This window comes from Streptomyces sp. R21 (assembly GCF_041051975.1).
Classification (GTDB): Bacteria; Actinomycetota; Actinomycetes; order Streptomycetales; family Streptomycetaceae; genus Streptomyces.
Genome location: NZ_CP163435.1, coordinates 8269415 through 8292454, shown reverse-complemented (window position 1 = coordinate 8292454; position 23040 = coordinate 8269415). Strand labels below are relative to the sequence as shown.

The following is a 23040-nucleotide window of genomic DNA, read 5'->3' as shown; positions in this document are numbered from 1 at the left end:
GCCTATCGCGCCGGGGCCGCCGCTCCGTACCGCATTACCGCCTCCCCGTACAGGAGTTGCGCGCAGTGATTGTACGGAACGCACACGGGTCAGTACGCTCCGTGTTCCATGCAGGGTTCTCAGCGCACCGATGGTCCGACGCTCGGCAATCTCCCGCTGGAGCTCAACGCGTTCGTGGGGCGCTCGGTCGAACTCGGGCGGCTCGACCGGGCGCTGGGGGCGGGCCGTCTGGTGACCGTGACGGGCATGGGCGGGATCGGCAAGTCGCGGCTGGCGGCGCACGCCGCGGCGCGGAAGGGTGCCCGCGACGGGGTGTGGCGGGTGGAGCTGGCCTCGGTGCACGATCCGGATCTCGTCGAGTACGCGCTGGTCGAGGCCCTGGGGCTGACGGACCACACGGCGCGGCCGCCGCGTCAGGTGCTGCTTGAGCATCTCGCGGAGCGTCAACTCCTCCTGGTGCTGGACGGGTTCGAGCATCTCGTGGAGGTGTGCGCCGCGCTGGTGGGCGAGCTGCTGCGCGGGGTGCCGGGGCTGCGGGTGCTTGCCGTGGGCCGCAGGCCGCTGGACGTCGAGGGTGAGCGGCTGTTCCCGCTGGCGCCGCTGAGCGAGACGGAGGCCGTGGAGCTGTTCGCGGAGCGCGCGGCGGCCGGGGTGCCCGGGTTCGTGCTGGACGAGGACAACCGGTCGGACGTACGGGAGCTGTGCCGGCGCCTGGACGGGATCCCGCTCGCCGTCGAGCTGGCGGCGGGACGGTTGCGGGCGCTCTCCCCCGGCCAGCTGCTGGCCCGGCTGGACGACCGGTTCCGGCTGCTGAGCGGCGCCGGGCGGGACGCGCTGCCGCGTCATCGGACGCTGCGGACGGCGATCGGCTGGAGCCATGAGCTGTGCACACCTCAGGAGCGGTTGCTGTGGTCGCGGCTGGCGGTGTTCGCCGGGCCGTTCGATCTGGAGGCCGCCGAGTACGTGTGCAGCGGCGACGGACTGCACGCGGACCAGGTCCTCGACGTACTCGGTGAACTCCTCGCGCAGTCGGTGCTGTCCCGCGAGGAGACAGCGGCGGGGGTGCGCTTTCGGATGCTGGACACGGTCCGGGCGTACGGCTTCGGCTGGCTGGAGGCGACGGGCGACGCGGGGCGCCTGCTGCGGCGGCACCGCGACTGGTGTGTGGGCCTGGCGACCTGGTGCGAACTGGACTGGTTCTCGCCGCGCCAGGGCGAGGTGGCCGCGCGCGTCGAGGCGGAGCTGCCGAACCTGCGCGCCGCCCTGGAGTACTGCCTGACCGAGCCGGGCGAAGGCTATCTGGGCCAGTATCTGGCGGGCAGCCTCTGGTTCTACTGGGTCGGCTGCGGGCGTCTGTCGGAGGGGCGGCACTGGCTGGAGCGGAGCGTGGAGCCGGGCGCGGAGAGCGACGTGGACGATGCGGAGAGCGGGGCACATGGGCAGCCCCGGCTGAAGGCGCTGTGGGTGCTCGGCTATGTGGCGATCCTGCAGGGCGACCGGGTGCCCGCACTGGCTGCGCTGCACGAGTGCCGTGAGGAGGCGGACCGCACCGGCAACCCGGTGGCGGCGGCCTACGCCGAGCACCGCACCGGCTGCCTGGCCCTGGTCACGGACGACATGCCCCGCGCCGAGAGCCTGCTGCGCTCGGCGCTCGACCGCTATCGCGAGATCGGCGAGCTCAACAGCAATGTGCTGATGGGGCAGGTCGAGCTGGCGATGGCGGTGGCGTTCCGGGGGGATCTGCCGGGCGCGGTGAAGCTGTGCGAGGACGTCCGCCGGGTGTGCGAGGACCACGGGGAGCGCTGGGCGCTGGCGTACGCGCTGTACGTCCTCGCGTACGAGGCCTGGAGCGAGGGCGATCCGGTGCGGGCGCGGAGTCTGCTGGCCGAGTGCCTCGCCGGCGCCCACGCGTTCCGGGATCTGCTGGGAACGGTGCTGGCGATCGAGCTGCTCGCCCTGGTCACGGTGGTGCAGGGCGATGCGGCCGAGGCGGCGCTGTTGCAGGGTGCGGCGGCCCGGATGTGGCCGTCGGTGGGTCTGCCGCTGTTCGGTTCGGCGTACTACAACGCGCCGCACGAGCTGTGCGAGGCGAGTGCCCGGGAGCGGCTGGGCGACGAGCGGTACGAGGAGTGCGTACGGGAAGGGGCGCGGCTCGGGCGGGACGAGGCGGTGGCCCGGGCGTTGGGGCGGCCCGGAGGTCGTCGGCTCGGTGCGCTGCCTGAGCCGCGGGGGCCGCGGCCGGTGCTCGCCCCGAAAACGCGCGAGCCCGCCGCCTCGCCCACCAGGAAGGGCGGGGAGACGGCGGGCTGATGCGCAGGTGGTGCTACGTCCGTGAGGTGATCAGCGGGCGTAGTACTCGACGACGAGCTGCTCGTCGCAGATCACCGGGATCTCCTTGCGGTTCGGCTCGCGGTCCAGGCGGAAGGCCAGGGCGCGGAGGTTCACCTGGAGGTAGCGCGGGGTCTCGCCGTCGGGGGCGAAGCCACCCTCACGCGCGACCTGGAACAGCGGCTTCTCGCGGCTGCGCTCGCGGACCATCACGACGTCGTCGGGACGGACGCGGAACGACGGCTTGTCGACCTTGCCACCGTTGACCTCGATGTGGCCGTGGACGACCATCTGGCGGGCCTGGTAGATCGTGCGGGCGATGCCCGAACGCAGAACCAGGGCGTCGAGACGACGCTCCAGCTCGATGACCAGAGCCTCACCGGTCTTGCCCTGCGTCTTGGCGGCACGCTCGTAGGCGCGGACGAGCTGGCGCTCGGACACGTCGTACTGCGCACGCAGACGCTGCTTCTCCAGCAGACGGACCTTGTAGTCCGAGTTCTGCTTGCGGCCGCGGCCGTGCTCGCCCGGCGGGTAGGGGCGGGCCTCGAAGTACTTGACGGCCTTCGGGGTCAGCGCGATGCCGAGGGCACGCGACTTCTTGACCTTGGGGCGGGACTGATTCGCCACTTTTTCTCTTTCCTTGATTTCGGCTCACCAGATGTTGAGGGAGGTCGCATCCGCAGCCTGGGAGACCCTGCGGGTCCTGACGGACCTGCCGGGCAGCCGTTCCCTGGTCTGGGCACATACGTGCAGCACGCGAGTGGCCCACCGACCCTTCCCGGAGACCGGGTGGTGGTGGGCTGCCCGCGACACCTTCGACGGTGCGCGACGCTCCTGGAATCCCCCCGTGGAGGCGGGGGCTCCGGCTGGATGTCCCGTTCTGGTGGTGCCGGCTCCCCCTTACGGCGGGCCGGACACAGGACTCAGCACTTCGAGGCAGTCTACAGGGTGGTCACGACCGCCCTCGACCGAGGTGCTTCCTGGTCCATTCCACGGCGTCCGCGTAGCGCGCCTCGGCGCCGTGCCGGGTGGGTGTGTAGTACTCCCGGTCCTTGAGCTCCTCCGGGGCGTACTGCTGGGCGGCGATGCCCTCGGGCAGGTCGTGCGGGTACACGTACCCCTGGGCGTGGCCCAGCTTGGCCGCACCCTTGTAGTGCCCGTCGCGCAGATGCATCGGCACCGGGCCCGCATGCCCCTTGCGTACGTCCTCCATGGCGGCGCCGATCGCCGTGGTCGCGGCGTTGGACTTGGGGGCGAGGGCCAGGGCGATGGTCGCGTGGCTGAGGGTGAGCGCGGCCTCGGGGAAGCCGATCATGGCGACGGCCTGGGCGGCGGCCACGGCTATCGGCAGCGCGTTCGGGTCGGCGAGGCCGATGTCCTCGCTGGCGGAGATCATCAGCCGGCGGGCGATGAACCGGGGGTCCTCACCGGCCTCGATCATGCGGGCCAGGTAGTGCAGGGCCGCGTCCACGTCGGAGCCCCGGATGGACTTGATCAGCGCGCTCGCCACGTCGTAGTGCTGGTCGCCGTCCCGGTCGTACTTCACGGCCGCCCGGTCGACGGTCTCCTCCAGGGTCTGGAGGGTGATCTCCGGCTCGCCCTTGTCGAGGGCGGACCCGGCGGCGGCCTCCAGAGCGGTCAGAGCGCGGCGGGCGTCACCGCCGGCGATCCGCAGCAGGTGCTCCTCCGTCGCCCCGGGGAGGGTGACGGACTCCTTGAGGCCGCGTTCGTCGGCGAGTGCCCGGCGCAGCAGGCCGCGCAGGTCGTCGTCGGTGAGCGGTTCGAGGGTGAGCAGGAGGGAGCGGGAGAGGAGGGGGGAGATGACGGAGAAGTACGGGTTCTCGGTGGTCGCGGCGATCAGGGTCACCCAGCGGTTCTCGACGGCCGGGAGGAGGGAGTCCTGCTGGGCCTTGCTGAAGCGGTGGATCTCGTCCAGGAAGAGGACGGTCTCCTTGCCGAAGCCGCCGGTGGCACGGCGTGCGCCGTCGATGACCGCGCGCACCTCCTTGACGCCGGCGGTGATCGCGGAGAGCTCCACGAAGCGCTTGTCGGTGGCCTTGGAGACGACGTAGGCGAGGGTGGTCTTGCCGGTGCCGGGCGGGCCCCACAGGATCACGGAGGACGGTCCGGCCGGGCCGCCGCTGCCCTCGCCGACGAGTCTGCGCAGGGGTGAGCCCGGCTTCAGCAGATGCTGCTGGCCCACGACTTCGTCGAGGATGCGCGGGCGCATCCGTACCGCCAGGGGGCTGGCGGACGGGTCCTTCTCCTGGCGTTCTTCTGCTGCGGCGGTGAACAGGTCGGGCTCCACGCACAAAACCCTATGTCACGCCACTGACAACGCCGTCCGGCCCGGGAGATCCGCGGGGCTCAGCTGGTCCAGAAGTCCCACCAGCGAGTCAGGATCAGCATGCCGATGATGCCGATGTGCATCGCGGGCAGCACCCAGGTGAACTCGCCGAGGAAGGTCTTGAGCCAGCGGGGCGCGGGCAGGAAGTTGTTGCGCACGTTGAACGACGTGACATACCAGAACATGATGATCGTCGCGACCCAGGCCAGGGAGCACCACAGGCAGAGCGAGTTGATCCGGTACAGCGACTGGAACTGCAGCCAGGTGCAGAATCCGACGCCGAAGAGCGTGCCCGCGTTGAAGGTCAGCCAGTACCAGCGCGGGAAGGTGGCCCGGGCGAGCAGGCTCACGCCGACGCAGATGACGATGCCGTAGGCGACGAGGCCCAGCATGGGGTTGGGGAACCCGAAGGCCGAGGCCTGGTCGCTCTTCATGATGTTGCCGCAGGAGACGACCGGGTTCAGGCTGCAGCCCGGCACGAAGTCCGGGTTCTCCAGCAGCTTGAACTTGTCGATCGTGATGACCCAGGCGGCCAGGAGTCCGGCCGCGCCGGTGATCACCAGCAGCAGGGCGAAGGCGCGGCTGCCGCCCACCGTCCGGGGACCGTCGGCCGGCCCCGGACCGGTGGAGACGCCTGCCTTGACTGTCGTCTTGCTCATCACGCCGTTCCGTTGTGTCGAAGGGGCCTGCGGGCACGGTCATTGTGCCGCACGTACTCGTGTGTCCACCGTTCGATGGACATAAGGAGGTACGCACGGTCGTCCCGGAAGGTTCGGTTCGGCGGCAGTCTGTTCGCCATGACAGCAGACGCGAACGCATTGGCGGTGGACGTGCGGGGGCTGCGCAAGCAGTACGGGGACGTGACCGCCGTCGACGGCATCGATCTCGGCATACGGCAGGGCGAGGTGTTCGGCCTGCTCGGACCCAATGGCGCCGGGAAGAGCACCACGGTGGAGATCCTCCAGGGCAACCGGAGCCGGGACGCGGGCGAGGTCTCGGTGCTCGGCTGCGACCCGGCGACGGGCACGCGCGCGTGGCGCTCGCGCGTAGGCATCGTCTGGCAGGACGAATCCGCGCCCGCGGAGTTGACGGTCCGCGAGACCGTGCGGCATTTCGCCCGTTATTACCCGAAACCCCGGGTGCCCGACGAGGTGATCGGACTCGTCGGCCTGGAGGAGAAGGCGGGCAGCCGGATCAAGGCGCTCTCGGGCGGGCAGCGCAGGCGCCTGGACGTGGCGCTCGGCGTGATCGGCGACCCGGACCTGCTGCTCCTGGACGAGCCGACGACCGGCTTCGACCCGGCGGCCCGGCGGCAGTTCTGGGAGCTGATCCGCAAGCTCGCCGGCGAGGGCACGACCATCGTCCTGACGACGCACTACCTGGAGGAGGCCGAGGCCCTCGCCGACCGCCTCGCCGTCATCGCGCGCGGACGCGTCGTCGCCGAGGGCGAGCCCGCCGCGCTGCGGGACCGCTACGGCACCGAGGCCACCGTCGAGTGGACGGAGGCCGACGGCACCCCGCGCAACGAGCGCACGGCCACGCCCACGCGCACCGTCGCGGAGCTGACCCGCCGCTTCGACGGCGAGATCCCTGGGCTGCGCGTGAGCCGCCCCACCTTGGAGGACGTCTATCTGAGGCTGACCGGACTGGAGGACGCGCGATGACCGTCACCGACGTAGGCACCCGGAACAAGGCGGCGGCCGGGCGGCTCCCGGGGGCCTGGGGGCTCGGCCTGCAACGGGGCGCCCTGGAGATCAAGCAGTTCTTCCGCCAGCGCGACCAGGTGGTCTTCACCTTCGCCTTCCCGATCGTCTTCCTCTTCCTCTTCGCGTCGATCTTCAGCGACGACGTACGGGGAGCGGGCATCACCGCCTCCCAGCTGTACGTCCCGGCGATGATGGCCGCCGGAATCATGTCCACCAGCTTCCAGTCCCTCGGCATCTCGATCGCGATCGAGCGGGACGAGAAGGCGCTGCGCCGGCTGCGCGGCACCCCGATGCCGCCGGCCGCGTACTTCCTCGGCAAGATCTGGCTCGTGCTGGTGACCGGCCTCATGGAGACGGTCGTCCTGCTCGTCGTCGGCACGACGCTCTACGACGTGGACCTGCCCTCGGACGCCGGGAAGTGGTTCGACTTCGGCTGGATCTTCGTCCTCGGCCTGACCGCGTGCGCCCTGCTCGGCATCGCGATCAGCTCGGTGCCGAAGTCCGGCCGCAGCGCCAGCTCCGTGGTCGTGCTGCCCTTCCTGGTCCTCCAGTTCATCTCCGGGGTGTACATCGCGATCGACACGATCCCGGACTGGATGCTGAACATCGGTGCGCTGTTCCCGCTGAAGTGGATGTGCCAGGGGTTGCGGGGCGTATTCCTGCCCGACTCGGCGCAGATCCTGGAGCAGACGGGCACCTGGGAGTTCGGGCGGATCGCCCTGGTGCTCGGGGCGTGGTGCGTCGGAGGATTGCTGCTGTGCCTGTTGACCTTCCGCTGGAAGAACCGACGCGACGGATGAACGGTCCGGCCGCGGCGCGCGGCGCGTACACCTGGGACCGCTCGTTCCGGCTCTGGGACACGTACTTCGCGCTGACCTGGGCGGCCACCACGGTGTCCGTGCTCGGCCCGGGAGACCCCGACCGGACCGTCCGCTTCGTCGCGGCCGCGCTGCTCGTCCCGCTCATCCCCTTGTACGTATGGGTGGGGCGCCCCGTCCTTCGGGGCGATCCGCCCGACGAACGGCGGGCCCTCGGCTATCTCGTCGGGGCGATGGCGCTGTTCCTGCCCTCGGCGGTCCTGGTCGGTGAGACCCGGCTGATGGCGTTCGCACTCGTCCCCCAGTGCTTCATGACCCTGCGCATCCGCTGGGCACTGGTGGTCGTGACCGTCCTCAACCTCGCGCCCGTGGTGGGCTGGGCGCTGCTGTGGCGGCCCGGCGAGGGGACCGTGTTCTTCAACGGTCTGTTCGCCGTGGTCAGCCTGGTGTTCTCGATGGCCCTCGGCAGCTGGGTCATCCGCATCATCGAGCAGAGCCAGGAACGAGCCCAGCTCATCGCCGAACTGGACGCCAGCCGCCACGAGGTCTCCCAGCTTTCCGCGGCGCACGGCGCGCTGGCCGAGCGCGAACGGTTCTCCCGGGAGATCCACGACACGCTCGCACAGGGGTTCACCAGCGTGCTGATGCTCGTGCAGGCCGTCGAGGCCGAGCTCGACCATGACGTGCCGCAGGCCCGCCGTCACCTCGCGCTGATGACGGACACGGCCCGGCAGAACCTCGCCGAGGCGCGCGCCCTGGTGGCCGGCGCAGCGCCCGCCGACCTGGACGGCGCCTCGCTGCCCGACGCCCTGCGCCGGCTCGCCGCCCGGCACGGCGCCGCGGTCGAGGTGACCGGTCCGGTGCGTGCGCTGCCCGCCGGGCCTGAGGTGGTGGCGCTGCGCTCCTGCCAGGAGGCGCTGGCCAACACGCGTAAGCACGCGGGGAGTTCGGCCGTCGTCAGCATCGCCGTGGCGTACGGCGAAGCGGCCCTCACCGTGTCCGTACGGGACGACGGCTGCGGCTTCGACCCCGCCGCGCCGGTCGGCGGCTACGGCCTGGCGGGGCTGCGTGCCCGCGCCCTGGAGGTGGGCGGTAAGGCCGAGGTGCGCAGCACACCCGGCGACGGCACGACCGTCACCGTGTCGCTTCCCGTGCCACCGGTGCCGCCCGTATCAACCGCTTCACCCGTACCGCCCGTGAGGAGCCCCCTGTGATCCGCATCGTCCTCGCCGACGACCATCCCGTCGTACGCGAAGGGCTGCGCGCCATGCTGAGCGCGGAGCCCGACCTCGACGTGGTCGCCGACGCGTCCAGTGGGCCCCAGGCGGAGGCGCTGGCCGCGGAGCTGCGGCCCGACATCGTGCTCATGGATCTGCGGATGCCGGGCGGCGGAGGCGTCGACGCGATCGTGCGGATGACCGAGGCGGGGCTGCCCTGCCGGATCATCGTGCTGACGACCTATGAGACCGACCGGGACATCCTGCGGGCCGTCGAGGCGGGCGCGGCGGGGTATCTGCTGAAGGATCTGCCGCGGGGTGAGCTGGCGGAGGCGGTACGGGCCGCTGCGCGGGGCGAGACCGTGCTGGCGCCGTCCGTCGCGGCACGGCTCGTCGACCAGCTGCGGGCGCGGCCGGAGCGGCCACGGCTGTCGTCGCGGGAGACCGCTGTGCTTCGGCTGGTGGCGGAGGGGTGCACCAATGCCGAGATCGGGCGGCGACTGTTCATCGGGGAGTCGACGGTGAAGACCCATCTGCTGCGGGCCTTCGGGAAGTTGGGGGTGGATGACCGGACGGCTGCGGTGACCAGTGCGATGCGCTTCGGGTTGCTGGAGTAAGAGGTATTTCGCCCCCTCCGCCCCTACCCGTCCCGTACCTGGGGGCTGCGCCCCCAGCCCCCCTTTCGGCCTGAACGGCCTCGTCCTCAAACGCCGGACGGGCTGGATAGCCCGTCCGGCGTTTGAGGAGCACAGGGAACCAGTCTCAGGCCAGCTTCGAGCGCAGCTCGTCCACCACCGTGGTCACCGCCACAGCCGTCTGCTCGCCCGACTCCATGTCCTTCAGCTGGACCATGCCTTCGGCGAGGTCGCGTTCGCCGGCGACGAGGGTGTAGCGGGCGCCGGAGCGGTTGGCGTTCTTCATGGCACCCTTGAGTCCCTTCCCGCCGTACGAGAAGTCCGCCGCGACGCCCGCCTTGCGGAGCTCGGTGACGACGCCGAAGAGGACGCGCCGGGCCTCCTCGCCCAGCGGGACCGCGAACACGCTGGTGGCGGCCGGGAGTTCGAGTTCGACGCCCTCCGCCTCCAGGGCGAGGACCGTGCGGTCGACGCCGAGGGCCCAGCCGACGGACGGCAGGGCGGGGCCGCCGATCATCTCGGACAGGCCGTCGTAGCGGCCGCCGCCGCCCACCGCGGACTGGGAGCCCAGACCGTCGTGGACGAACTCGAAGGTCGTACGGGTGTAGTAGTCGAGGCCGCGGACCAGCTTGGGGTCGTCCTCGAAGGAGACGCCCGCCGCCGTGATCAGGTCGCGCACCTCCTCGTGGTACGCCTTGCACGCGTCGCACAGGTAGTCACGCAGCAGCGGCGCACCGACCAGCTGCTTCTGGACACTGTCGCGCTTGTCGTCGAGGACCCGCAGCGGGTTGATGTCGGCGCGGCGGAGAGTGTCCTCGTCCAGGTCGAGGCCCCGCAGGAAGTCCTGCAGAGCGGCCCGGTAGACGGGACGGCACTCCTTGTCGCCGAGGGAGTTCAGCAGGATGCGGAAGCTGCGCAGCCCCAGGGACCGGTACGCCTGGTCGGCCAGGATGATCAACTCGGCGTCCAGCGCCGGGTCCTCGGCGCCGATCGCCTCGGCGCCCACCTGGGAGAAGTGCCTGTAGCGGCCCTTCTGGGGGCGCTCGTAGCGGTAGTACGAGCCCGAGTACCAGAGCTTGACGGGGAGGTTGCCCGCCTTGTGCAGGTTGGCCTCCAGCGCGGCGCGCAGCACGGAAGCCGTGCCTTCGGGGCGCAGCGCCAGCTGGTCGCCGCCCTTGGTCTCGAAGGCGTACATCTCCTTGGTCACGATGTCGGTGGACTCACCGACGCCGCGCGCGAACAGCTCGACGTTCTCGAAGCCGGGCGTCTCGACGTAGCCGTAGCCGGAGTTGCGCAGCGGCGCCGCGATGGCCTCGCGCACGGCGAGGTACTTCGCGGAATCGGGCGGCAGAAGGTCGTACGTGCCCTTGGGGGCCTGGAAGGTACTCACGGAAAGTCTCGTCACATTCCTCGTCGGGGAGCGTCCGCGCTCCCGAGGCCGGATGCCACCTGCCGCAGATACGGGTTGGTGGCGCGCTCCTGGCCGATGGTCGTCTGGGGGCCGTGGCCGGACAGCACCACGGTCGAGTCGTCGAGCGGCAGGCACACACGGGCCAGCGAGTCGAGGATCTCGGCGTGGGAGCCGCCGGGCAGATCGGTGCGTCCGATGGAGCCGGCGAAGAGCAGATCTCCCGAGAAGAAGACCGACGGGATGTCGGTCGTCTCGGGCATCCGGAACGTCACCGACCCCTTGGTATGGCCGGGCGCGTGCGCGACGGAGAAGTCGAGGCCCGCGAGCTTCAGCCCGGCGCCGTCGGTCAGCTCCTTCACGTCGTCCGGCTCCCCCACGGTCAGCTCGCCCATCAGCGGCATCCCGATCGAGCGGCCGAGCGCCTTCTCCGGGTCGCTCATCATGTACCGGTCCTCGGGGTGGATCCAGGCCGGCACGTCGTGCGCGCCGCACACCGGGACGACCGAGGCGACATGGTCGAGGTGGCCGTGCGTGAGGATGACCGCGACGGGCTTGAGCCGATGCTTCGCGAGCGCTTCCTCGACTCCCTGGGTGGCCTCGTGGCCCGGGTCGATGATCACGCACTCCTCACCCGCGGCGGGGGCGACCAGGTAACAGTTGGTCCCCCAGGCCCCTGCGGGGAACCCGGCAATGAGCACGATCGTCCTTCGTTGTGTCGATACGGGATGGCTTACGGATGGCTTCAAGATGACTGCGCCAGTGGTCAGAGCCTACCGGCGCTCCCGATTCCTCAGCGAACCCATATACGGTACGGGGCACACGCAGGCGGTCGGCTCACAAGACGCACGCGTCCCACTTGACGTACGAGACGCATGAGGAGAAAACCCGTGGTCAGCCAGGAGCAGCGGCGGCGTCAGCTCGCCCGGGAGAAGTTCTTGCGGCAGCAGCAGCGGCGTACGGCCGCGCGGCGCAAGACGCGGATGCGCAATTCGGTGGCCGCGTCGGTCGTCGGTGTCGTCGTGGTGGGCAGTGTCGTGTCGTACGCGACCGGCGTCTTCAAGGACGACGGCAAGAAGGCCAACGCGGGCGCGCAGGTCAGCCCGAGCGCCAGCGCGCCCACCAAGGCGCCGGACCCGTGCAAGAAGGCCGCCGCGGGCTCGGTGGAGAAGCTGACGTACAAGAAGGAACCGGCGATCACCGTCGACAAGTCGGCGAAGTACACGATGGCGCTGCAGACGACCTGCGGCGCGATAGACATCGCCATGGACGCGTCGAAGACCCCGCACACGGTGAACTCGTTCGACTTCCTCGTGAACAAGGGCTACCTGGACCACACCAAGTGCCACCGGCTCACCACCACGGGCATCTACGTGCTCCAGTGCGGAGACCCGCAGGGCACCGGCATGGGCGGCCCCGGCTACACGATTCCGGACGAGAACCTCAAGGACAAGCGCCTGAAGGGGAAGACGTACCCGGCGGGCACGGTCGCGATGGCCAACCAGTACAACCCGCAGACGAAGAAGGGCCGCAACACCGGAGGCAGCCAGTTCTTCCTGGTCTTCCAGGACAGTCCACTGCCTGCCGACTACACACCGTTCGGGACGATTTCCGAATCCGGCATGAAGGTTCTGAAGAAGATCGCCACGGCCGGCGAGAGCACCGGCCAGGGCGACGGTGCGCCCAACGCGACGGTCGTGATCAACAAGGCAACCGTGACGAAATCCTGACCCCCAACTGCGAAATTTCGGTCGCGCGGGATGCGGACAGCCGCCCCGCCGGTCGCCTATGTTGGCCGTGACGAAACTGTGGACGATGCCCGGGGGCGCTGAGGCTCCTTGCAGGCATCATGTGGAGGAGGCGCTGTGAGCAGCGACCCGTGGGGCCGCGTCGACGAGACGGGGACCGTGTACGTGCGTACGGCCGACGGCGAGCAGGTCGTCGGTTCCTGGCAGGCCGGATCGCCCGATGAGGCACTGGCCTACTTCGAGCGCAAGTACGAAGGCCTGGTTGTCGAGATCGGCCTCCTCGAGAAGCGAGTGAAGACCACCGACCTGTCGGCGAAGGACGCGCAGACCGCCATCGACCACATTCGCGAACAGGTCGACGCGCACCACGCGGTCGGCGATCTGGACGCGCTGAAGGTACGGCTGGACAAGCTCGTCGAGACGGTCGACGCACGCCGCGAGGAGCGCAAGGTCCAGCGGGCCAAGCAGTCCGACGAGGCGCGGCACGCCAAGGAGGCGCTGGTCGTCGAGGCGGAGGAGCTGGCGCAGTCCGACCAGTGGCGGGCGGCCGGTGAGCGGCTGCGTGCGCTGGTGGACACGTGGAAGGGCCTGCCGCGGCTCGACCGCAAGTCGGACGACGAGCTGTGGCACCGCTTCTCGCACGCCCGCTCGGCGTTCTCCAAGCGCCGCAAGGCCCACTTCGCGTCGCTGGACGCGCAGCGCGAGGACGCCCGCAAGACCAAGGAGAAGCTGGTCGCGGAGGCCGAGTCGCTGTCCGCCTCGGCCGACTGGGGCCCGACCGCGGCGCGCTACCGCGAGCTGATGGCGGAGTGGAAGGCCGCGGGCCGCGCCCAGCGCGAGCACGAGGACGACCTGTGGAACCGCTTCCGCGGCGCCCAGGACGTGTTCTTCGCGGCGCGCAGTTCGGTCTTCGCCGAGCGGGACGCGGAGCAGACGGAGAACCTGAAGCTCAAGGAGGAGCTGGCCGAGGAGGCCGAGAAGCTCGTCCCGGTGACGGACCTGAAGTCGGCCCGTGCCGCCTTCCGCTCCCTCAACGAGCGCTGGGAGGCCATCGGCCACGTGCCGCGCGACGCCCGCCCGAAGGTGGAGGGCCGGATGCACGCCGTGGAGCGGGCGCTCCAGGAGTCCGAGGAGACCGAGTGGCGCCGGACGAACCCGGAGGCACGTGCGCGTGCCGAGGGTCTGACCGGTCAGCTCCAGGCCGCCGTGGACAAGCTCCAGGGCCAGATCGAGGCCGCCCGTGCCGCGGGCAACGCCTCGAAGGCCGACAAGCTCCAGAAGGAGCTGGACGGCCGCCAGGCGCTGCTGGACCAGGCTCTGAAGGGTCTGCAGGAGTTCGGCGGCTGAGGCTGCCGAAGAAGCGGCCGGGTTTTCCCGCCGCTACGTAGAAGGGGCTTCCGTACATCGCGTACGGAAGCCCCTTCTACGTAGTGCGTGCATTCAGCGTGCGTGGTTACGGCGTACGTGGATACAGCGTGCGATGTTACGGCCTGCGCGCCGATGTCACCCGGTACACGTCGTAGACGCCCTCGACGCCCCGTACGGCCTTCAGGACGTGACCGAGGTGCTTGGGGTCGCCCATCTCGAAGGTGAAGCGGGAGGTGGCCACCCGGTCGCGGGACGTCTGGACGGCCGCGGACAGGATGTTGACGTGCTGGTCCGACAGGACGCGGGTGACGTCCGACAGGAGCCGGGAGCGGTCCAGGGCCTCGACCTGGATGGCGACCAGGAAGACGGAGGACTGGGTGGGGGCCCACTCGACCTCGAGGATGCGTTCGGGCTCACGGGACAGCGAGTCCACGTTGACGCAGTCGCTGCGGTGAACCGATACGCCGCTGCCCCGGGTGACGAAACCGATGATCGGGTCGCCGGGTACGGGCGTACAACAGCGGGCGAGTTTCACCCACACGTCGTCGACGCCCTTGACGACCACACCGGGGTCGTTGTTGCTGCGGCGCTTGCGTCCGCGGCCGCGCGCCGGCGGTACCGACTCGTCGATCTCCTCGGTGGCCGCCTCCTCGCCGCCGAGGGCCTGCACCAGCTTCTGCACGACGCTCTGCGCGGCGACATGACCCTCGCCGATCGCCGCGTACAGCGAGGAGATGTCGGGGTAGCGCATCTCGTGCGCGAGCGTGACGAGCGAGTCCCCGGTGAGGATGCGCTGGATCGGCAGGTTCTGCTTGCGCATGGCCCGCGCGATGGCGTCCTTGCCCTGCTCGATGGCCTCGTCGCGGCGCTCCTTGGAGAACCAGGCGCGGATCTTGTTGCGGGCGCGCGGCGACTTCACGAAGCCGAGCCAGTCGCGGGAGGGGCCCGCGCCGGCCGCCTTGGAGGTGAAGACCTCCACCAAGTCGCCGTTGTCCAGGGTGGATTCGAGCGGGACGAGCCGTCCGTTGACCCGTGCCCCTATGGTGCGGTGGCCGACCTCGGTGTGGACGGCGTAGGAGAAGTCGACCGGGGTGGCACCGGCCGGCAGCGCTATGACGTCACCCTTGGGGGTGAAGACGAAGACCTCGTTGCGGGACAGGTCGAAGCGCAGGGACTCCAGGAACTCGCCCGGGTCCTCGGTCTCCTTCTGCCAGTCCAGGAGCTGGCGCAGCCACGCCATGTCGTTGAGGTGGTCGTCCTTGCCGGTGGTCCTCGGCTGGTCCGAGCGCACCTTGGAGGTACCGGCGACGGCCTCCTGCTTGTACTTCCAGTGCGCGGCGATGCCGTACTCGGCGCGGCGGTGCATGTCGAACGTGCGGATCTGCAGCTCGACGGGCTTGCCGTTGGGGCCGATGACCGTCGTGTGCAGCGACTGGTACATGTTGAACTTGGGCATCGCGATGTAGTCCTTGAACCGGCCGGGGACCGGGTTCCATCGCGCGTGCACGGTGCCGAGTGCGGCGTAGCAGTCACGGACCGTGTCGACCAGGACACGGATGCCCACCAGGTCGTAGATCTCCGCGAAGTCACGGCCGCGGACGATCATCTTCTGGTAGACGCTGTAGTAGTGCTTCGGGCGGCCGGTGACGGTCGCCTTGATACGCGCCGCGCGCAGGTCGGACTGCACCTCGTCGGTCACTATGGCGAGGTACTCGTCGCGCTTGGGGGCGCGCTCGGCGACGAGCCGCACGATCTCGTCGTACATCTTGGGGTAGAGGATCGCGAAGGCGAGGTCCTCCAGCTCCCACTTGATGGTGTTCATGCCCAGGCGGTGGGCGAGCGGCGCGTAGATCTCCAGGGTCTCGCGCGCCTTCTTCTCCTGCTTCTCGCGCTTGAGATAGCGCATGGTGCGCATGTTGTGCAGGCGGTCGGCGAGCTTGATGACCAGGACGCGGGGGTCCTTGGCCATGGCGACGACCATCTTGCGCACGGTCTCGGCCTGCGCGGCCTCGCCGAACTTGACCTTGTCCAGCTTGGTGACGCCGTCGACGAGCAGGGCGACCTGGTCGCCGAAATCGCGCTTGAGCGTGTCCAGGCCGTACTCGGTGTCCTCGACGGTGTCGTGCAGCAGGCCCGCCATCAGCGTGGCCGGATCCATGCCCAGCTCGGCGAGGATCGTCGTCACCGCGAGCGGGTGCGTGATGTACGGGTCGCCGCTCTTGCGCTTCTGGCCGCGGTGCCAGCGCTCGGCGACCTGGTAGGCCTTCTCGACCTGGCGGAGCGTGGCGGTCTCGATCTTCGGGTCGTTGCTGCGCACGATCCGCAGCAGCGGTTCCAGGACCGGGTTGTACGGGTTGGAGCGCTGCACGCCGAGACGGGCGAGGCGGGCACGGACGCGGTTGGAGGAGCCGCCTCCGGTGCGGGCGGGCTGGCCGGCGGCCGGGCGCACGGCGGGGGTGCTCGCCGGGCGCGCGGGCTCGGCGGGTGCGGGCTTGGGGCGTGGCGGTTCGGCCGCCTTGTCGCCGGGGGCGGCCTGGGCGTGCTCCACCGGCCCGTTCCCGGCGTTCTTCGCGCTCGGCGCGGGCGTGGCCGCAGGGCCCGAAGTCTCCTCGGGCTTGGCGGCGGTCAGTGGCTGGGCCTCGTCTGGCAAGAGGGCTCCTCGTGCGCGATCCGGGTCCCCCGGTCAGGCTCCGGAGATCCCATGGTAGCGATCCCGTGCTCCGGACTCGCCTTCGGCCGTGGAGACGGCCTCGTACAGGAGGAACGCCAGAGGCGGGCGCCGGATTCCTCCGGGCCCGCCTCCACGGTGTCCTGCAGCCGTCTCAGGCCTTGCTCACGGGTTTCCCGCGCGGGCCCCGGACCTGAACACTCAGACCAGGATCAGGGCCTCCAGGGGGGCGCTGCCGAGGGCCGGCGCCAGGCGGGCGCGGCCGCCCAGGAAGCCCAGCTCCATGAGCACGGAGACGCCCGCGACCTCGGCGCCCGCCCGGCGGATGAGCTGGAGCGAGGCCTCGGCGGTGCCGCCGGTGGCCAGGACGTCGTCGACGACCATGACGCGGTCGCCCGCGGACAGGTCCTCGGCGTGCACCTCGATCTCCGCGGAGCCGTACTCCAGGTCGTAGGCCTGGCTGAGCGTGGCTCCGGGGAGCTTGCCCGCCTTGCGTACGGGGATGAAGCCGACGCCCGCGCGGACCGCGACGGGGGCGCCCAGGATGAAGCCGCGGGCCTCCAGGCCGACGATCTTCGTGGCACCGTGCCGCACGGCGAGTGCAGCCAGGGCGTCCGTGAGCGCGTTGAACGCGGCCGGGTCGGCCAGCAGCGGGGTGATGTCCTTGAACATCACGCCCGGCTCCGGGTAGTCGGGGACGTCCCGGATGCGGCTGAGCAGCAGCTCCCGAATCTCGGTCATCGACGCTTCCCCGACGGTCGGCCACGGCCCCGGTTGCGGGACGCGGGCTGGTTGCGGGGGCCGACGACCGCCGGTGCGGCGTCCTCCGGCTCCTCGTCGTACGACCCCTCGGCGACCGGGGTCTCCGAGGACTCGCCCTTCGCTGCCGCGGCGGCCCGCTTGGCGAGCACCCGCTTCTTGAGGGCCTTCATCTGCGGCTCGCGCTCCTTGAGGTCGGCGACGAGCGGCGTGGCGATGAAGATCGAGGAGTACGCACCGGCCGCGAGGCCGACGAACAGCGACAGCGAGATGTCGTTGAGCATGCCCGCGCCGAGGACACCGCCGCCGATGAACAGCAGGCCCGCGACCGGCAGCAGCGCGACGACCGTGGTGTTGATGGAGCGGACCAGGGTGCCGTTGATGGAGCGGTCGGCGATCTCGCTGTACGTGTACCGGGTCTGCTTGGTGATGTCCTTCGTCTGCTCCTTGAGGCTGTCGAAGACGACCACCGTGTCGTAGAGCGAGTAACCGAGGATCGTGAGCAGACCGATCACGGTGCCCGGGGTGACCTCGAAGCCGACCAGGGCGTAGATGCCGACCGTGATGGTGATGTCGTGGATCAGGGCCACCAGGGCGGCGATGGCCATGCGCCACTCGAAGGCGATGGCCAGGTAGATCACCACGAGGACCATGAAGATCGCGAGGCCCTGCCAGGCCTTGTTCGCGATCTGGTCACCCCAGCTGGGGCCGACCAGGTCGGCGGCGAGTGTCTCCGGGTCGACCTTCAGGTCCTTGGCGAGGTCTTCCTTGATCTGGTCGGACTTGTCCGTGTCGATGCCGGCGATCTGGATGCGCAGGCTGTCGTTGCCGAGCTTCTGGACGATGGCGTCGTGACCGGAGGTCTCCTCCGCGAACTTCTCGGCCTGGGAGACCGAGACGCTCATGTGCTTCGGCGTGGTGAAGACGGCGCCGCCCTGGAACTCGATGCCCATGTTCAGGCCGCGCACCGTCAGGCCGAGGATGGCCGTGATGGTGATCAGGATCGAGATGCCGTACCAGATCTTGCGCTTGCCGACGAAGTCGTAACCGATCTCGCCGCGATGCAGCCGGGCGCCGAGGGTGCCGAGTTTCGACATCTCACGCCTCCTTCGTGTCGACGGGGGCGGAGGGACGGCGGGTGCGGCGCAGCGGGGGCTTGGCGCCGAGCCGCTTCGGGTCGAGGCCGGACCAGCTGTGACCGCTCGCGAAGAACTTCTTGCGGGCGAGGATCGTCATCAGCGGCTTGGTGAAGAGGAAGACGACGACGACGTCGAGCAGGGTGGTCAGACCCAGCGTGAACGCGAAGCCCTGGACCTTGCCGACGGTGACGATGAAGAGCACCGCGGCGGCGAGGAACGACACGAAGTCGGAGACCAGGATGGTGCGCCGGGCACGCGGCCAGGCCCGCTCGACGGCCGGGCGCAGCGTGCGGCCCTCGCGGATCTCGTCCCGGATGCGTTCGAAGAACACGATGAACGAGTCCGCGGTGATACCGATCGCGACGATGGCACCGCAGACGGCCGGCAGGTTCAGCGCGAAGCCGATGGCCGGACCGAGCAGGGTCATGAGCGTGTAGGTCAGGGCCGCGGAGACCAGCAGCGAGGCGATGGCGACGAGCGACAGACCGCGGTAGTAGGCCACCAGGTAGATGACGACCAGGGCCAGGCCGATCGCACCGGCGATCAGACCGGCGTGCAGCTGCTCGCCGCCGAGCGCGGCGGTGACCGTGGTGACGCTGGCTTCCTTGAAGGTGAGCGGCAACGCGCCGTACTTCAGCATGTTCGCCAGATCCTGCGCCTCGGTCTGGTCGAAGCTGCCGGTGATCTCCGCGCTGCCGCTGAGCGTCTGGTTGACGGACGGGTCGGAGACGACATCGCCGTCGAGGACGATCGCGAACTGGTTCTGCGGGGGCTGGTTCTTGGAGAGCTTGGCGGTGATGTTCTCGAACTTCTTGGAGCCACTGGACGTGAAGTCCATCGTGACCTTCCAGCCCTGCGCGTTCGTGGTGTCGTAGAGCGCGTTGGCCTTCTTGATGTCCGTGCCCGCGACCTCGGCCGGGCCGAGGATGTACTTCTGCCACTGCTTCGACGAGTTCTGACCGCAGGCCACGGTGGGGTCGGTGGACTTGGCGCCCTGACCGGCCGTGGCGCGCTGCGCCGGCTTCGTGCAGTCCAGCTTGTCGTACTGCTTCTGGAGGTCCGCGGCGGCCTTCGCGGCGCTGCTGCTCGGGGACGGCGAGGCGCTGGTCGAGGACGACGGGGCGGAGCTGCTCGCCGAGGGCGTGGAGGAGGCCTTCAGGGCGTCGGTGACCGCGCGGCCCTGCGAGGTGGCGGTGGCCGTGGGGGTCGCGGAGGTCGACGAGGTCGCCTTGTCCGTGGCCGTCTCGCTCGCCTTGCCCGTGGGCTTGCCGGACGCGCTGCCGGAGGGGCTCGGGGAGGGGCTGGCGGCGGCGCCGGAGAGCTCGGTGGTGAGCACCGGGCGGAAGTAGAGCTTGGCGGTGGTGCCGACCTGCTTCTGGGCCTGCTTGGAGTTCGTGCCCTTGGGGATGTTGACGATGATGTTCTTGTTGCCCTGCGTCTGGACCTCGGCCTCGGAGACACCAAGACCGTTGACACGGCGGTTCATGATGTCGACCGCGGTGTCCATGTTGGTCTTGTTGATCGCGTTGGGCTGGCCGGGCTCGTTCTTCGCCTCCAGCGTGATGCTCGTACCGCCGGCGAGGTCGATGCCGAGACGCGGAGTGGTGTTTCCGGAGATGAACATCCCCCCGGTGAGCGCCGCGATGGCGATCAGGATGAGGGCCAGCGAGCGCCCCGGCCTGCTCTGGGCGCTCGCGCTCCGGCCCTTCTTCGGTGCTGCCACCTTCTCGTACTCCCTCTCGGGCCGCCCTGCGCCGGGTGAGCGCGCGGGCGGCCATGACATGGTGTCGGGATGCCGTGCGAGAACCGCACGTCCCGGGAGACGCGGGGCGCGAGCGGGTCGCGCCGCACTCCCGGGGCGGGCCTACTTCGCGCCGGACTCGCCGTCGGTCTTCTTCGGCTCTGCTTCGTCGACGTCGTCGGCCTTCGCCTCGGCGCTCTCGTCGGCCGCGTCCTCGGCGGCGTCCTTCTTGACGAGGTCGAGGGGCTTGTCGTCGGAAACGTCGGAAGAGGCGTCGTCGGCGGGCTCGTCGGTCTCGGTGAGGGAGGAGGCGTCGTCCGGGACGACCGAACCGTCGGACTTCAGGTCGTGCTCGATGCCGTGCACGATCCGGTTGTACTCGTCATCGCTCAGCACCGCGCCGATGGAGTTCTTGGCGAAGAGCAGGTCGACACCCGGGGCCGCGTCGAGGAGGACCGTCTCCTCGTTGACCTCCTTGACGGTGGCGTACATACCACCGATCGTGCGCACGCCGGAGCCGGGCTGCATCTCGTTGCGCATGTGCGCAGCCTGCGCCTGCTTCTTCTTGGCCGACCGGGTCATCAGGAACATGGCCCCGATGAGCACGATGAACGGGAGGAGGGTCACTGGACTCACGGGACGGAACTTCCTTCAGTCGACCGCGATGGTGAGCGGCCTGATGGCTGGGGGTTTGTACGCCACCGGCAAGGGCGGCATCGGCGGAGTCTAAGCGAGTCCGCACTCCAGGAACAACGCTCAGCATGGCACCGGGGTTCCTGACCCCGCGAGTCCCGCGCCGTCACGCCCCGAACAGGTCCTGTTGTCCGTTTCCCCCCGTTGACTGGCGGGGCGGGGTGAGGCCGAGATGCGCCCATGCGGCGGGAGTGGCGACACGGCCACGGGGCGTACGGGCGAGCAGTCCCTCCCGTACGAGGAAGGGCTCGGCGACCTCCTCGACGGTCTCGCGCTCCTCCCCCACCGCGACGGCGAGCGTGGACAGGCCGACCGGACCGCCGCCGAAGAGCTTGAGCAGGGCTTCGAGGACACCGCGGTCCAGGCGGTCCAGGCCCCGGGCGTCGACCTCGTAGACCTTCAGCGCGGCCGCCGCGATCTCGCGCGTGATGATGCCGTCGGCCTTGACCTGCGCGTAGTCACGCACGCGGCGCAGCAGACGGTTGGCGATACGGGGCGTGCCCCGGGAGCGGCCGGCGATCTCGGCTGCGCCCTCGGCGCCGATCTCCACGTCGAGCAGGTTGGCCGAGCGGTGGATGACGCGCTCCAGCTCGGCGGGCTCGTAGAACTCCATGTGCGCGGTGAAGCCGAAGCGGTCGCGCAGCGGGGGCGGCAGCAGGCCCGCGCGCGTGGTGGCGCCGACCAGGGTGAAGGGGGGCAGTTCCAACGGGATGGCGGTGGCGCCGGGGCCCTTGCCGACGATCACGTCGACGCGGAAGTCCTCCATCGCCATGTAGAGCATCTCCTCGGCGGGCCGGGACATGCGGTGGATCTCGTCGAGGAAGAGGACCTCGCCCTCCTGGAGGGAGGAGAGGATCGCCGCGAGGTCGCCGGCGTGCTGGATGGCGGGGCCGCTGGTGATGCGGATCGGCGCTTCCATCTCGGCCGCGATGATCATCGAGAGGGTGGTCTTGCCGAGGCCGGGAGCGCCGGAGAGCAGCACGTGGTCGGCGGTGGCGCCACGCGCGCGTGCCGCGCGCAGCACGAGGTCGAGCTGCTCGCGGACCTTCTCCTGGCCGATGAACTCGCCCAGGTCCTTGGGGCGCAGCGCGGCCTCGACGGCCTGGTCCTCGCGGTCGGCGACAGAGCCCACCAGCCGCTCGTCGGCGGTCGCGTCGGGCGAGTCGTCCCAGTTCATTCGGTGTGCCTCGGGGTCTCTTGGGAGGGCCGGTGGTTCAGCGTGCTCGGTTCAGGGTCTGCAGGGCGGCCTTCAGGAGCTGTCCCACCTGGGGGGTGCCTTCGGCGGCCTCGGCCTGCGGGGCGACCGCGGAGACGGCCTCGTCGGCCTCGCGGGTCGCATAGCCGAGGCCGATCAGCGCGGCGTGCAGCTGGTCGCGCCAGCCGGTGGTGACCGCTCTGCCGATGGCCGGGCCACCGGTGCCGAGGGGTTCGCCGAGCCGGTCCTTGAGCTCAAGGAGCAGCTTCTGGGCGCCCTTCTTGCCGATGCCGGGGACGGCGACGAGCGCCTTCTCGTCGCCGGTGGAGACCGCACGGCGCAGCGCGTCGGGGTTGTGCACGGCGAGCATGGCCTGGGCGAGGCGCGGGCCGACGCCGCTCGCGGTCTGCAGCAGCTCGAAGGTCTGGCGCTCGTCGTCGTCCACGAAGCCGTAGAGCGTGAGGGAGTCCTCGCGCACGACGAGGGAGGTGGCGAGCTTGGCGGGCTGTCCCATGCGCAGCGTGGACAGCGTGTTCGGCGTGCACTGGACGGCGATGCCGACGCCGCCCACCTCGACCACCGCGGTGTCGGGGGCGAGGGCGGCGACCGGGCCGCTGACGAAGGCGATCATGCGGTACGGCCTTTCGATGCGTGGTGCGAGGCGTGCGCGGCGGCGGCCTGCTGGAGCCGGTTCTGCGCGACCGCCTGCTGGAGTCTGTTCTGCGCGGGGGCGCGCCAGATGTGGCAGATGGCGAGGGCGAGGGCGTCGGCGGCGTCGGCGGGCTTGGGGGGTGCGTCCAGCCGGAGCAGTCGCGTGACCATGGCGCCGACCTGGGCCTTGTCCGCGCGTCCGTTGCCGCTGACGGCGGCCTTGACCTCGCTCGGGGTGTGCAGGGCGACGGGGAGGCCGCGGCGGGCCGCGCAGAGCATGGCCACGGCACTGGCCTGGGCGGTGCCCATCACCGTCCGTACGTTGTGCTGGCTGAACACCCGTTCCACGGCGACGACTTCGGGGCGGTACTCATCCAGCCATTCTTCGATGCCCTGCTCGATGGCGACGAGGCGCAGGCCCAACTCGGCGTCCGCCGGGGTGCGTACGACCCCGACGCCGTGCAGGGTCAGGGGCCGGCCGGCGACTCCTTCGACGACTCCGACACCGCACCGGGTCAGCCCGGGGTCAACTCCCAGTACCCGCACCCCAGCCCCTCCTTCGATCGCGTGTTTGTGCAGGCTATCGGGTGCCACTGACAAAGCGACGGGCCGACGGGGT

The 23040-nt window shown here is 70.3% G+C and carries 20 protein-coding genes; 7 read left to right on the top strand and 13 right to left on the bottom strand.

Going from position 1 to position 23040, the window contains the following annotated elements; all coding sequences use genetic code 11:
- The first annotated feature begins 108 nt into the window (after positions 1–108).
- Positions 109–2310: a regulator gene (locus tag AB5J56_RS36945; RefSeq protein WP_369239442.1), complete on the top strand. Its 2202-nt coding sequence runs from the start codon at positions 109–111 to the stop codon at positions 2308–2310.
- A 30-nt stretch (positions 2311–2340) separates the two neighbouring features.
- Here the strand turns inward: AB5J56_RS36945 and rpsD are convergent, their stop codons facing one another.
- The 3 genes from rpsD to AB5J56_RS36930 all read right to left on the bottom strand — a co-directional run bounded on the left by rpsD (position 2341) and on the right by AB5J56_RS36930 (position 5334).
- A complete protein-coding gene (gene rpsD, locus AB5J56_RS36940; protein WP_356141796.1) occupies positions 2341–2955 on the bottom strand; it encodes a 30S ribosomal protein S4 in 615 nt (204 codons plus the stop codon).
- Positions 2956–3280: 325 nt separating this feature from the next.
- On the bottom strand, positions 3281–4636 hold the full coding sequence (locus AB5J56_RS36935) for a replication-associated recombination protein A (RefSeq protein WP_369239440.1): 1356 nt from the start codon (positions 4634–4636) through the stop codon (positions 3281–3283).
- Between the two features lie 59 nt (positions 4637–4695).
- Positions 4696–5334, bottom strand: a complete 639-nt coding sequence (locus tag AB5J56_RS36930) for a vitamin K epoxide reductase family protein (protein WP_369239438.1) — start codon at positions 5332–5334, stop codon at positions 4696–4698.
- Positions 5335–5472: 138 nt separating this feature from the next.
- On the opposite strand from AB5J56_RS36930, the gene AB5J56_RS36925 reads away from it, so the two are divergent.
- The 4 genes from AB5J56_RS36925 to AB5J56_RS36910 are packed head-to-tail and all read left to right on the top strand — an operon-like array spanning position 5473 to position 9033.
- On the top strand, positions 5473–6339 hold the full coding sequence (locus tag AB5J56_RS36925; RefSeq protein WP_369239436.1) for an ABC transporter ATP-binding protein: 867 nt from the start codon (positions 5473–5475) through the stop codon (positions 6337–6339).
- A complete protein-coding gene (locus tag AB5J56_RS36920; RefSeq protein WP_369239434.1) occupies positions 6336–7181 on the top strand; it encodes an ABC transporter permease in 846 nt (281 codons plus the stop codon). Before AB5J56_RS36925 ends, AB5J56_RS36920 begins: the two co-directional genes overlap by 4 nt.
- The gene (locus AB5J56_RS36915; protein ID WP_369239432.1) at positions 7178–8413 is read left to right on the top strand and encodes a sensor histidine kinase; all 1236 of its coding nucleotides are present in this window, start codon (positions 7178–7180) and stop codon (positions 8411–8413) included. The genes AB5J56_RS36920 and AB5J56_RS36915 overlap by 4 nt, the downstream gene beginning before the upstream one ends.
- Positions 8410–9033, top strand: coding sequence for a response regulator (locus AB5J56_RS36910; RefSeq protein WP_369239430.1), 624 nt, complete (start codon positions 8410–8412; stop codon positions 9031–9033). Before AB5J56_RS36915 ends, AB5J56_RS36910 begins: the two co-directional genes overlap by 4 nt.
- A 145-nt stretch (positions 9034–9178) precedes the next feature.
- Here AB5J56_RS36910 and hisS read toward each other — a convergent pair whose 3' ends face one another.
- Both hisS and AB5J56_RS36900 read right to left on the bottom strand, forming a co-directional pair.
- The gene (hisS, locus tag AB5J56_RS36905; RefSeq protein WP_369239428.1) at positions 9179–10441 is read right to left on the bottom strand and encodes a histidine--tRNA ligase; all 1263 of its coding nucleotides are present in this window, start codon (positions 10439–10441) and stop codon (positions 9179–9181) included.
- Between the two features lie 11 nt (positions 10442–10452).
- Positions 10453–11160, bottom strand: coding sequence for an MBL fold metallo-hydrolase (locus AB5J56_RS36900; RefSeq protein ID WP_369239426.1), 708 nt, complete (start codon positions 11158–11160; stop codon positions 10453–10455).
- Positions 11161–11349: 189 nt separating this feature from the next.
- Between AB5J56_RS36900 and AB5J56_RS36895 the strand changes: the two genes are divergently transcribed.
- Complete coding sequence (locus AB5J56_RS36895; RefSeq protein ID WP_369239424.1) at positions 11350–12189, top strand: peptidylprolyl isomerase; 840 nt, start codon at positions 11350–11352, stop codon at positions 12187–12189.
- 135 nt (positions 12190–12324) lie between these two features.
- Positions 12325–13554 carry a DUF349 domain-containing protein gene (locus AB5J56_RS36890; protein ID WP_369239422.1) on the top strand — a complete coding sequence of 410 codons (1230 nt, stop codon included), beginning with the start codon at positions 12325–12327 and terminating at the stop codon, positions 13552–13554.
- A 136-nt stretch (positions 13555–13690) separates the two neighbouring features.
- Here the strand turns inward: AB5J56_RS36890 and AB5J56_RS36885 are convergent, their stop codons facing one another.
- The 8 genes from AB5J56_RS36885 to ruvC form a co-directional block, all read right to left on the bottom strand.
- The gene (locus AB5J56_RS36885; protein ID WP_369239420.1) at positions 13691–16225 is read right to left on the bottom strand and encodes a bifunctional (p)ppGpp synthetase/guanosine-3',5'-bis(diphosphate) 3'-pyrophosphohydrolase; all 2535 of its coding nucleotides are present in this window, start codon (positions 16223–16225) and stop codon (positions 13691–13693) included.
- A 219-nt stretch (positions 16226–16444) separates the two neighbouring features.
- Positions 16445–16984, bottom strand: a complete 540-nt coding sequence (locus AB5J56_RS36880; RefSeq protein ID WP_369239418.1) for an adenine phosphoribosyltransferase — start codon at positions 16982–16984, stop codon at positions 16445–16447.
- A complete protein-coding gene (secF, locus tag AB5J56_RS36875) occupies positions 16981–18099 on the bottom strand; it encodes a protein translocase subunit SecF (protein WP_369239416.1) in 1119 nt (372 codons plus the stop codon). Before secF ends, AB5J56_RS36880 begins: the two co-directional genes overlap by 4 nt.
- A 1-nt stretch (position 18100) precedes the next feature.
- Positions 18101–19864 (bottom strand): protein translocase subunit SecD, encoded by a 1764-nt coding sequence (gene secD / locus AB5J56_RS36870; RefSeq protein ID WP_369239414.1) that lies wholly within the window; start codon positions 19862–19864, stop codon positions 18101–18103.
- A 141-nt stretch (positions 19865–20005) separates the two neighbouring features.
- A complete protein-coding gene (gene yajC / locus AB5J56_RS36865) occupies positions 20006–20518 on the bottom strand; it encodes a preprotein translocase subunit YajC (RefSeq protein ID WP_369239412.1) in 513 nt (170 codons plus the stop codon).
- Between the two features lie 163 nt (positions 20519–20681).
- Complete coding sequence (gene ruvB, locus AB5J56_RS36860) at positions 20682–21752, bottom strand: Holliday junction branch migration DNA helicase RuvB (RefSeq protein WP_369239410.1); 1071 nt, start codon at positions 21750–21752, stop codon at positions 20682–20684.
- Between the two features lie 37 nt (positions 21753–21789).
- Positions 21790–22401: a Holliday junction branch migration protein RuvA gene (gene ruvA, locus AB5J56_RS36855; RefSeq protein ID WP_369239408.1), complete on the bottom strand. Its 612-nt coding sequence runs from the start codon at positions 22399–22401 to the stop codon at positions 21790–21792.
- Positions 22398–22967 (bottom strand): crossover junction endodeoxyribonuclease RuvC, encoded by a 570-nt coding sequence (gene ruvC / locus AB5J56_RS36850; RefSeq protein WP_369239406.1) that lies wholly within the window; start codon positions 22965–22967, stop codon positions 22398–22400. The genes ruvA and ruvC overlap by 4 nt, the downstream gene beginning before the upstream one ends.
- Positions 22968–23040 lie beyond the last annotated feature (73 nt).